The 11,320-nt window shown below is 69.0% G+C and carries 9 protein-coding genes and 1 pseudogene; 8 read left to right on the top strand and 2 right to left on the bottom strand.

All coding sequences use genetic code 11. From position 1 onward, the window contains the following. Positions 1 to 145 precede the first annotated feature (145 nt). Entirely contained in the window at positions 146 to 1,237 is a 1,092-nt protein-coding gene (locus A5648_RS20505) for a hypothetical protein (protein ID WP_065026317.1), read from the bottom strand. 110 nt (positions 1,238 to 1,347) lie between these two features. Between A5648_RS20505 and aspS the strand changes: the two genes are divergently transcribed. Then, positions 1,348 to 3,117, top strand: coding sequence for an aspartate--tRNA ligase (aspS, locus tag A5648_RS20500; protein ID WP_065026316.1), 1,770 nt, complete (start codon positions 1,348 to 1,350; stop codon positions 3,115 to 3,117). Positions 3,118 to 3,157: 40 nt separating this feature from the next. Then, positions 3,158 to 3,565 (top strand): annotated as a pseudogene (locus tag A5648_RS20495) (PaaI family thioesterase). Between the two features lie 6 nt (positions 3,566 to 3,571). Here the strand turns inward: A5648_RS20495 and A5648_RS20490 are convergent. After that, positions 3,572 to 4,000, bottom strand: a complete 429-nt coding sequence (locus A5648_RS20490; protein ID WP_109470871.1) for a transglycosylase family protein — start codon at positions 3,998 to 4,000, stop codon at positions 3,572 to 3,574. A 319-nt stretch (positions 4,001 to 4,319) separates the two neighbouring features. On the opposite strand from A5648_RS20490, the gene A5648_RS20485 reads away from it, so the two are divergent. The 6 genes from A5648_RS20485 to ruvX all read left to right on the top strand — a co-directional run. Next, the gene (locus A5648_RS20485; RefSeq protein ID WP_065026315.1) at positions 4,320 to 5,162 is read left to right on the top strand and encodes a DUF3097 domain-containing protein; all 843 of its coding nucleotides are present in this window, start codon (positions 4,320 to 4,322) and stop codon (positions 5,160 to 5,162) included. 78 nt (positions 5,163 to 5,240) lie between these two features. After that, on the top strand, positions 5,241 to 6,350 hold the full coding sequence (locus tag A5648_RS20480) for an NDMA-dependent alcohol dehydrogenase (protein ID WP_065026320.1): 1,110 nt from the start codon (positions 5,241 to 5,243) through the stop codon (positions 6,348 to 6,350). Positions 6,351 to 6,376: 26 nt separating this feature from the next. Further along, entirely contained in the window at positions 6,377 to 7,717 is a 1,341-nt protein-coding gene (locus A5648_RS20475) for a replication-associated recombination protein A (RefSeq protein ID WP_207511793.1), read from the top strand. 24 nt (positions 7,718 to 7,741) lie between these two features. Continuing rightward, on the top strand, positions 7,742 to 8,146 hold the full coding sequence (locus A5648_RS20470) for a secondary thiamine-phosphate synthase enzyme YjbQ (protein ID WP_065026314.1): 405 nt from the start codon (positions 7,742 to 7,744) through the stop codon (positions 8,144 to 8,146). A 90-nt stretch (positions 8,147 to 8,236) separates the two neighbouring features. After that, on the top strand, positions 8,237 to 10,921 hold the full coding sequence (gene alaS, locus A5648_RS20465) for an alanine--tRNA ligase (protein WP_065026313.1): 2,685 nt from the start codon (positions 8,237 to 8,239) through the stop codon (positions 10,919 to 10,921). After that, positions 10,918 to 11,320 (top strand): Holliday junction resolvase RuvX (gene ruvX, locus A5648_RS20460; protein ID WP_065026318.1); only part of this gene is annotated, 403 nt, incomplete at its 3' end. The genes alaS and ruvX, both read left to right, overlap by 4 nt.

Below are 11,320 nucleotides of genomic sequence, written 5' to 3'. Positions count from 1 at the left end.
CGGTCAGAAGGTGCAGACCGCCGGCAACAACATGGCCAACACCGACGCTTCCGTCGGCTCCAGCTGGGCCTGACCGAAGCCAGTACCAACCAAGAACCGGCGCAGCCTGCAGGCTGCGCCGGTTCTTGCGTTGGGGCTCAGGCGTTTACCCGCCGCCCGCCGGGATCGACGCGCATCCGCCCAGCACCGTGGTGGACAGGAACGTCGCGGCATTGGCCAGATAGTTGTCCGACGGATCGTAGGTCGGCAGCGACAGCACGAACGCCCGCCGATACTGCGCGGACAGCTCCGCGAAGTCCTGCAGGGTGGGGTTGTTACTGCGCCGGCCCAGCTGCTGCATCTTGTTGGCCAGACTGATCATCACCGGGCCGACCGCCAGGTTGATCGCCTTCTGCTGCGGGTTCCAATAGGTCGCCGGGATGCTCGGGTCGATCTCGGTCCACTCGGCGGTGTCGGTGCCGAACTTGTCCAGCGCCGCCTTCCAGTCCGCGCACACCGGGTTCGGCCCGGTCAGGTAGCGCTGCGGGTTGGTGGGATTGCCCGGCGAGGCGGTCTTGGTGGGCGCGGACTGCGCCTCGACCAGCGGCGCGCGAGTCGCCGCCGATCCGTTGTTGCTGGCCGCGCAGATCGCGGCCAATGCCGATGCCGCACTGTGCGCCGTGCCGGCCAGCGCAGCGTCGCGCTCGGTGTAGGTGGGAATGTGCTCGACGAACGCGCGGGCGTAGGCGATGAACTGCTCGTAGAGCTCACGCATCACCCGGTGCGGGGTCAACTTCACCAGCCCGACGGTCTGCGCGGCGGCGTTGCGCACCACCTGTCCGGCGGCCAGGTACTCCTTTTTCTGTTCGTCGTTCCAGGCCGTGGCCGGGATCGACTGATCGCGCTCGTTCCACTTGCCGTGCCCCAGCAGGGACAGCGTGCTGGATAGGTTGGCGCTGATCGACCCCCAGGCCACGCAACTGGGGTCGTTGATGATGATCGCCACCGGCCCGGTGTCGTCGGCGCTGGCGATGCCCGAGGCCGCCGCGTTGCGGCTGGAGTTCGCGCCATCCAGCGATCCCTTGCCGGGGTCACCGCCGAGCAGCACCACCCCGACCAGCACTAGGGCGACCACAGCGAGCACGACCACGGCGGCCAGCCCCCATTTGAGGCTGTTGGTCTGCTTTGGCGAGGAGTCCTCTTCCTCGTCCTCCTCGTCGTCGTAGTCGAAGTCGAGGTCATCGGTGCCGTTGGTCACAGTGAGCCAGCTTAGAGCACCTACCGGCCCGGGGCAGTGCTGCGCGTTGGCCTTAGACTTGGCGACCGTCGAACCGTTACTCGACCGTCTTCGAACAAAGGGGCTCTTTGGTGTTGCGCAGCCACGACGCCGGCTCACTGCGGGCCACCGACGCCGGACTGAGCGTGACGCTGGCCGGCTGGGTGGCGCGCCGACGTGACCACGGCGGAGTCATCTTCATCGACCTGCGCGACGCCTCCGGGGTGTCGCAGGTGGTGTTCCGCGATGCGGCGGTGCTGGAGCAAGCTCACCGTCTGCGCGCCGAGTTCTGCGTTGCCGTCACCGGCGTCGTCGAGGTGCGTCCGGCCGGCAATGAGAACCCGGATCTGCCGACCGGAGCCATCGAGGTCAACGCGGCGGCACTGACCGTCCTCAACGAGGCCGCGCCGCTGCCGTTCCAGCTCGACGAGTCACCCGGCGAAGAGGCCCGGCTGCGGCACCGCTACCTCGACCTGCGCCGCGAAGACGGTCCCGGGGCAGCGCTGCGGCTGCGCTCGAAGGTCAACGCGGCCGCTCGCGCGGTGCTCGCCGAGCATGACTTCGTCGAAATCGAAACCCCCACCCTGACCCGCTCCACCCCGGAGGGTGCCCGCGACTTCCTGGTGCCGGCGCGGCTGCAGCCCGGCTCGTTCTACGCGCTGCCGCAGAGCCCGCAGCTGTTCAAGCAGTTGCTCATGGTGGCCGGCATGGAGCGCTACTACCAGATCGCCCGCTGCTACCGCGACGAGGACTTCCGCGCCGACCGTCAGCCGGAATTCACCCAGCTGGACCTGGAGATGAGCTTCGTCGACGCCGAAGACGTGATCGGCATCGCCGAACAGGTGCTCAAGGCGCTGTGGGCCCTGATCGGCTATGACCTGCCGCTGCCGCTGCCGCGGATGAGTTACGCCGATGCGATGCGCCGGTTCGGCTCCGACAAGCCCGACCTGCGCTTCGCCCTGGAATTGGTGGAGTGCACCGAGTTCTTCAAAGACACCACCTTTCGGGTCTTTCAGGCCCCCTACGTGGGTGCGGTCGTCATGCCGGGCGGGGCGTCGCAGCCGCGCCGCACCCTGGACGGCTGGCAGGAGTGGGCCAAACAGCGCGGCGCCAAGGGCCTGGCCTATGTGTTGGTCGGCGACGACGGCGAGCTGTCCGGCCCGGTGGCCAAGAACCTCACTGACGCCGAGCGCGCCGGGCTGGCCGGGCACGTCGGCGCCGCGCCGGGGGACTGCATCTTCTTTGCGGCCGGGCCGGCCAAGGGATCCCGGGCGCTGCTGGGGGCGGCCCGCGGCGAGATCGCCCGGCGCCTGGACCTGATCGACCCCGACGCCTGGGCGTTCACCTGGATCGTCGACCCGCCGCTGTTCGAGCCCGCCGACGACGCCACCGCGGCCGGTGACGTCGCGGTGGGCTCGGGAGCCTGGACCGCGGTGCACCACGCCTTCACCTCGCCCAAGCCCGAGCACGCCGGCGGCGTGGAGTCCGACCCCGGCGCGGTGCTCGCCGACGCCTACGACGTGGTGTGCAACGGCAACGAGATCGGCGGCGGCTCGATCCGTATCCACCGCCGCGACGTCCAGCAGCAGGTCTTCAAAGTGATGGGCATCGATGAGGCGGCGGCCCAGGAAAAGTTCGGATTCTTGTTGGACGCCTTCAGTTTCGGGGCGCCCCCGCACGGTGGCCTGGCATTCGGCTGGGACCGGGTGGTGGCGCTGCTGGCCGGAGTGGACTCGATCCGCGAGGTCATCGCGTTCCCGAAGTCCGGCGGTGGCATCGACCCGTTGACCGACGCGCCGGCCCCGATCACCGCAGCCCAGCGCAAGGAAGCCGGGATCGACGCCAAACCCGAGCCGCGCTGAAACGCCGACACGGCGCCGCCGTGTCCGTCAGGCTGAGCGGGTGGACTCCGCTGAATTCGCGCGCCTGGTCGTCGCCAACATGCCGTTCGCGGCGGCGCTGGAAATCGACATCACCGCACTGGCACCCGAGCAGGTGAGCGCCACCATGCCCTGGGCGCCGTAGCGCTGCACCACCGGCGGCATCCTGCACGGGGGAGCGCTGATGGCGTTCGCCGACACCGTCGGGGCGGTGTGCGCGGTCGCCAACCTGCCCCACGGCGCCAGCACCTCGACGATCGAATCGAAAACCAATTTCTTCCGCGCGGTGCGCGAGGGCACCGTCACCGCGACCAGCCTGCCGCTGCACGTGGGACGGACCACGATCGTGGTGCAGACCGACCTGACCGGCGACAACGGCAAGCCGGTCGCCAGGGTCACCCAGACGCAGGCGGTGCTGGCGCCGAAGTAGCCGGTCTCACCAGAACGGTTTGAGCAGGCTGCGCATCGCCGGCGGCACCCAGCCCTTCACCGATGACGGGAATACCCGTCCCGGACCGCATTTGGGCCAGGCGTACGGGCCCTGCTCATCCAGGACTCGATTGGCGACGGCGATCTGTTCCTCGCGCGACGCCTTCGACGGCGACCCGACGCCGCCGAACGCCCGCCAGGTCGACGGCTTGAACTGCAGGCCGCCGTAGAAACCGTTGCCGGTATCGGCGGCCCAGTTACCGCCGGACTCGCATTGTGCGACCGCGTCCCAGCCCATCATGTTGGCATCCGCGTGGGCGACGCCCGCCGACGCCAGTAGGGCGCCCACGATCCCGCCGGTGACCAGCCCGGATGCCGACCAGACGAGGTGCCGCCTGCCGAACTTCCCGACACGCCGTGCGGTGGTCCGGTGCATATCACAACCTCCGTGATAGTTGTCTATCAGTGAGGTTTACGAGGATAACGCGATAATTGATGAAATTGCACATTTTGGTCACCTAAAGATGCAAATGAGTTTGTTGTTGTTAGCTGGGGTAATAGTCAATTAGAGTGACGGAAGTTGACTAAGTTGTAATTGTTACGTATGTTGCGAGAGATCTCTTAAAAATTTAGAAGGACATTAATTAATGCTGTTACTGAAGTGACAGCTGTGGCTGATGTGAAATTCGGGTGGGATGGCGACGCGCGCGGTCGCCTCACGGCCACCACCGCCCAAGCGCCTTAGGCTGCCTCGGGTGGCCGACCGCTATGGAACCGACATCTTCGCCGACAACCCGCACACCGGCCGCAAGGTCCGGTCCGTCGAGGTGCCGCTGGAGCGCGGCATGGTGGTCGAAGACGCCCAGAGCGGCTACGTCGGCGCGGTGGTGCGGGTCGCCTACGGCCGGATGGATCTCGAAGATCGGCACGGCCGCACCCGCGGATTCCCCGTCGGCCCCGGCTACCTGATCGACGGCAAACCGGTCATCCTGACCGAGCCACGGCCCAGCGCGCCCAAGGCGCCTGCCCGTACCGCCTCGGGTTCGGTGGCGGTGCCCGGCGCCCGCGCCAAGGTGGCGCTGGCCAGCCGGATCTACGTCGAGGGCCGCCACGACGCCGAACTCGTCGAACAGGTGTGGGGTGATGACCTGCGCATCGAAGGGGTAGTGGTCGAATATCTCGGCGGCATCGATGATCTGGCCGGCATTGTTGCCGAGTTCCAGCCCGGGCCAGGCCGTCGGCTCGGGGTGCTGGTCGACCACCTGGTCGCCGGCTCCAAGGAGTCGCGCATCGCCGAAACGGTGCGCCGCGGCCCGGGCGGTGCGCACACCCTGATCGTCGGGCACCCCTACGTCGACATCTGGCAGGCGGTCAAACCCGCGCGGGTCGGGCTGAAACAGTGGCCGGCGATTCCGCGCAACGTGGAGTGGAAACACGGTATCTGTGCCGCACTGGGCTGGCCGCACGCCAACCAGGCCGACATCGCGACGGCCTGGCAGCGTATCCGTGGCCGGGTGCGCAACTGGACCGACCTGGAGCCGGAGCTGATCGGCCGGGTCGAGGAACTGATCGACTTCGTGACGCAATCCGGCGGTTAGAGAGGTATAGCCGGGACCGCCGCGGTAATTCGGCTGAATCGGACCACCACAGGCATCCGAGCCGGTTGGATGGCGAGCATGAAAACAATTGCCGCCGTGGCGCATGCGCCAAATCAGCCCTTCGAGATCATGGAATTGGATCTGGACGGGCCGGGCCCGGGCGAGGTGCTGATCAAGTTCACCGCGGCCGGGCTGTGTCACTCGGACCTGCACCTGGCCGACGGTGACTGGCCGTCCCGGTTCCCGATCGTCGGCGGGCACGAGGGCTCCGGGATCATCGAGGACGTCGGTCCCGGGGTCACCAAGGTCAAACCCGGCGATCACGTGGTGTGCTGCTTCATCCCCAGCTGCGGCAGCTGTCGGTACTGCTCGACCGGGCGGCAGAACCTGTGCGACATGGGTGCCACCATCCTGGAGGGCTGTATGCCCGACGGCACGTTCCGATTCCACTCAGGCGGAACCGATTACGGCGGGTTCTGCATGCTGGGCACCTTCGCGGAGCGGGCGACGGTCTCGCAGCACTCGGTGGTCAAGGTCGATGACTGGCTGCCGCTGGAGACCGCGGTGCTGGCCGGCTGCGGGGTGCCCACCGGCTGGGCGACCGCCAACTACGACGGCGGGGTGCGTGCCGGGGACACCGTGGTGGTCTACGGCATCGGCGGGGTCGGCATCAACGCCGTGCAGGGCGCCGCGCACGCCGGCGCCAAGTACGTGGTGGCAGTCGACCCGGTGGAGTTCAAGCGGGAGACCGCGCTCAAGCTCGGCGCCAGCCACGCCTTCGCCACCGCCGAGGAGGCGATGGCCAAGATCGCCGAGCTGACCTGGGGGCAGATGGCCGACCAGGCGCTGATCACCGTCGGCGACCTCGGGGAGGCCGTCACCACCGCCGCGATCAACACCGTCGGCAAGGGCGGCACCGTCGTCATCGCGGCGATGGCCCGCTTGGAGGACCTCGACGTGCAGGTGTCGGGCACCATGTTGGCGCTGTTCGGAAAGACGATCAAAGGCACGCTGTTCGGCGGGGCGAACCCGCAGTACGACATCGTGCGACTGCTGCGCCTCTACGACGCCGGCCAGCTCAAGCTCGACGAACTGGTCACCCGCCGCTACACCCTGGAGCAGGTCAACGAGGGCTACCAGGATCTACGCGACGGCAAGAACATCCGCGGGGTGATCGTGCACCGCTGACGCCGCGAGCGGACGGCGGAAATGGTATGCCTGAAGGCGTGTCCGACGGACTGTTCGACCTGACCAGCGACCCGGCGCCCGAACCCGGCTCGGGTACCTCCACGCCGCTGGCAGTCCGGATGCGCCCGGCGACCCTCGACGAAGTGGTCGGCCAAGACCACCTGCTGGGGCCGGGTTCCCCGCTGCGCCGGCTGGTCGACGGCTCCGGGGCAGCCTCGGTCATCCTCTACGGCCCGCCCGGCACCGGAAAGACCACGCTGGCCTCGCTGATCTCCGGCGCGACCGGGCGGCGCTTCGAGGCGCTGTCGGCACTGAGCGCCGGGGTCAAAGAGGTGCGCGCGGTGATCGACACCGCCCGGCGCGCCGCCGCCTACGGCGAACAGACCGTGCTGTTCATCGATGAGGTGCACCGGTTCTCCAAGACCCAGCAGGATGCGTTGCTGGCCGCGGTGGAGAACCGGGTGGTGCTGCTGGTGGCGGCTACCACTGAGAACCCGTCGTTCTCGGTGGTCGCCCCGCTGCTGAGCCGGTCGCTGATCTTGCAGCTGCGTCCGCTGGGGCCCGAGGACATCGCCGCGGTCGTGCGCCGCGCCATCGCTGACGAGCGCGGCCTTGGCGGGCGCATCGAGGTGACCCCGGATGCCGTCGACCTGCTGGTCCGGCTGGCCGCCGGTGACGCCCGCCGCGCGCTGACCGCGCTGGAAGTGGCTTCTGAAGGGGTGGCGGCCGGCGAGCAGGTGACCGTCGAGATCGTCGAGGGTTCCCTGGACCAGGCCGCGGTGCGTTATGACCGCGACGGCGACCAGCACTACGACGTCATCAGCGCGTTCATCAAGAGCGTGCGCGGCTCCGATGTCGACGCCGCGCTGCACTACCTGGCCCGGATGCTGGTCGCTGGGGAGGACCCGCGGTTCATCGCCCGCCGGCTGATGATCCTGGCCAGCGAAGACATCGGGATGGGGGACCCGACCGCGCTGCAGACCGCGGTGGCCGCCGCGCAGACTGTCGCGTTGATCGGCATGCCCGAGGCGCAGCTGACCCTGGCGCACGCCACCGTGCACCTGGCGACCGCGCCGAAGTCCAACGCCGTGACCACGGCGCTGGGGGCGGCGATGGCCGACATCAGGGCCGGCAAGGCCGGGGCGGTGCCGGCGCACCTGCGCGACGGCCACTACTCCGGGGCGCAGGCACTGAGCAACGCGGTCGGCTACCGCTACGCCCACGACCACCCCGACGGTGTTGTGCCCCAGCAATATCCACCCGATGAGCTGGTCGGGGCGGACTACTACCAGCCCACCGGACGTGGTGCCGAACGGGAGATCGGCGGGCGCCTGCAGAAGCTGCGGTCGATCATCCGCCGCCGCTGAGCTCCCTGCTCGTACCCTGGGGATATGAACACCGAAGTGCTCGACGTCGACACGGCCCGGCGTCGCACCGTGGACCTCACGGCACAGCTGCGTGACTTCTGCGCCGCCCACGGTGACGGCTTGTGCAACGTGTTCGTGCCGCACGCCACGGCCGGGGTGGCGATCATCGAGACCGGCGCCGGCTCGGATACCGACCTGGTCGACACCCTGGAGCGGCTGCTGCCCCGCGATGACCGCTACCGGCACGCGCACGGGTCGCCGGGGCATGGCGCCGATCACGTCCTGCCGGCCATCGTGGCGCCGTCGATCACGGTGCCGGTGGCCGGCGGTGAGCCGCTGCTGGGCACCTGGCAGTCCGTGGTGCTGGTCGACCTCAACCGGGACAACCCGCGGCGGTCGGTGCGACTGAGTTTCCTCGGCAGCGCCTGACCGCCCCCTCTTGGCGGCAAGAAGGTGGTCGGCAGACCGGTACTGTAGGGCCGTCTATAGGTGCGACAACGGCGGGAAAGCGACTTAAGAGTGCAGACACACGAGATCAGGAAACGCTTCCTCGATCACTTCGTGAAGGCGGGCCACACCGAGGTGCCCAGTGCTTCGGTGATCCTCGACGACCCGAATCTGTTGTTCATCAATGCCGGCATGGTGCAGTTCGTGCCGTTCTTCCTGGGTCAGCGGACCCCGCCGTATGCCACCGCCACCAGCATCCAGAAGTGCATCCGCACCCCGGACATCGACGAGGTGGGCATCACCACCCGGCACAACACCTTCTTCCAGATGGCCGGCAATTTCTCGTTCGGCGACTACTTCAAGCGCGGCGCGATCGAGCTGGCCTGGACCCTGCTGACGGGCAGCGTCGACGAGGGCGGCTACGGGCTGGACCCGGAACGGATCTGGGCCACCGTCTACCTCGACGACGACGAGGCCGTCGCACTGTGGCAGGAGATCGCCGGGTTGCCGACCGAGCGCATCCAGCGCCGCGGCATGGCCGACAACTACTGGTCGATGGGCATCCCCGGGCCGTGCGGACCATCCTCGGAGATCTACTACGACCGCGGCCCCGACTTCGGTGTCGACGGTGGCCCGGTCGCCAACGAGGACCGCTACATCGAGATCTGGAACCTCGTGTTCATGCAGAATGAACGCGGCGAAGGCACCTCCAAGGAGGACTTCGAGATCCTCGGCCCGCTGCCACGCAAGAACATCGACACCGGGATGGGCATCGAGCGGGTCGCGTTCCTGCTGCAAGGTGTGCACAACGTCTACGAGACCGACCTGGTCCGCCCGGTCATCGATGTGGTGGAAGCGCGCGCGCCCCGGGGTTACGGTGCGGGCAACGACGCCGACGACGTGCGCTACCGGATCATCGCCGACCACTCTCGCACCGCGGCGATCCTGATCGGCGACGGGGTGAGCCCGGGCAACGACGGCCGCGGCTACGTGCTGCGCCGGCTGCTGCGCCGGGTGATCCGCTCGGCCAAGCTGCTCGGTATCGAGGGCCCCATCGTCGGTGAGCTGATGGCCACCGTACGCGACGCGATGGGCCCGTCGTACCCGGAGTTGGTCAGCGACTTCGACCGGATCGCCCGGATTGCGGTGGCCGAGGAGACCGCGTTCAACCGCACCCTGACATCGGGGTCGAAGCTCTTCGACGAGGCAGCGGCGGCTACCAAGTCCGCCGGCGTTACCGTGCTGTCCGGCAAGGACGCCTTCGCGCTGCACGACACCTACGGCTTTCCCATCGAACTCACGCTGGAGATGGCGTCGGAGGCCGGCCTGGCCGTCGATGAGGCCGGCTTCCGCGCCCTGATGGCCGAGCAGCGTCAACGCGCCAAGGCCGACGCCGCCGCCCGCAAACACGCCCACGCCGACCTGAGCGCCTACCGGGAGTTGATCGACGCCGGCCCCACCGAGTTCACCGGGTTTGACGAACTGACCTCGGAGGCAAGGATTCTCGGGATCTTCGCGGACGGCAAACGGGTCCCGGTGGTTGCGCACGGCGACGCCGCCGCCGATCGGATCGAGTTGGTGCTCGACCGGACCCCGCTCTACGCCGAAGCCGGCGGGCAGATCGCCGACGCCGGCACCATCAGCGCCGGCCCCGCCAAGGCCGCGGTCACCGATGTGCAGAAGATCGCCCAAACCCTGTGGGTGCATCGGGTCACGGTGGAATCGGGTGAGTTCGTCGAGGGCGATACCGTCACCGCCGCGGTGGACCCGGGCTGGCGCAAGGGCGCCACCCAGGGCCACTCCGGCACCCACATGGTGCATGCCGCGCTGCGGCAGGTGTTGGGGCCCAACGCGGTTCAGGCCGGGTCGCTGAACCGGCCGGGTTATCTGCGGTTCGACTTCAACTGGCAGGGGCCGCTGAGCGACGAGCAGCGCACCCAGGTCGAAGAGGTCACCAACGAGGCGGTGCAGGCCGACTTCGAGGTGCACACCTTCAACGAGGAACTCGAGAAGGCCAAGTCCATGGGCGCCATGGCGATGTTCGGCGAGAAATACCCCGACCGGGTGCGGGTGGTCGAGATCGGCGGGCCGTTCTCGCTGGAGTTGTGTGGCGGCACCCACGTGCACAACTCCGCGCAGATCGGTCCGGTGACCCTGCTCGGCGAATCATCGGTCGGATCCGGGGTGCGCCGGGTGGAGGCCTACGTCGGGCTGGACTCGTTCCGCCACCTGGCCAAGGAACGCGCGCTGATGGCCGGCCTGGCGTCCTCGCTGAAGGTGCCGTCCGAGGAGGTGCCCGCCCGGGTAGCAAACCTGGTGGAGCGGCTGCGGGCCGCCGAGAAGGAACTCGACCGGGCGCGGCTGGCCAGCGCCCGCGCGGCCGCGTCGAATGCCGCCACCGGCGCCGAACAAATCGGTAACGTGCGCGTGGTGGCGCAGCGGATGTCCGGTGGTATCGGCGGTGGCGACCTGCGCTCACTGGCCGGCGACATCCGCGGCAAACTCGGCGAGGGCCCGGCGGTGGTGGCGCTGATCGCCGACGGAGAAGACAGCGTGCCCTACGTGGTCGCCACCAACCCCGCCGCACAGGAACTCGGGCTACGTGCCGACGATCTGGTCAAAGACCTGGCCGCGGCGGTGGCCGGCCGGGGCGGTGGCAAGGCCGACCTGGCGCAGGGCTCCGGCAAGGACTCGGCCGGCATCGACGCCGCCCTCTCGGCGGTTCGCACGGCGGTCGCCCGGAGCACGCCGGCGTGACCTCAGCCCACCATCGCACCCCGGACCGGCCCGGCGGGCCGGATGATCCCGGCCGCGGACGACGCCTTGGGGTGGATGTGGGCAGTGTGCGGATCGGGGTGTCGTGCAGCGATCCCGACGGTCTGCTGGCGACCCCGGTGGAGACCGTCCGCCGGCACGCCTCCGGGTCGCACCTGCGCCGGCTGGCCGAGCTGGCCGAGGAATTCGACGTGGTGGAAGTGGTGGTCGGGCTGCCCCGGACCCTGGCCGACCGCACCGGGTCGGCCGCCGACGACGCCATCGCGGTCGCCGATGACCTGGCCCGGGTGCTGGCCAAGCGCAAGCGGCCGGCCCCGGTGCGGCTGGCCGACGAGCGGCTGAGCACGGTCAGCGCGACGCGGGCCCTGCAGGCGGCCGGAA

The sequence above is a fragment of the Mycolicibacter sinensis genome (assembly GCF_001673565.1).
In the GTDB taxonomy this organism is placed as follows: domain Bacteria; phylum Actinomycetota; class Actinomycetes; order Mycobacteriales; family Mycobacteriaceae; genus Mycobacterium; species Mycobacterium sinense_C.
The sequence above is the reverse complement of the archived record's forward strand: the minus strand, read 5'-3'. Positions and strand labels throughout refer to the sequence as shown.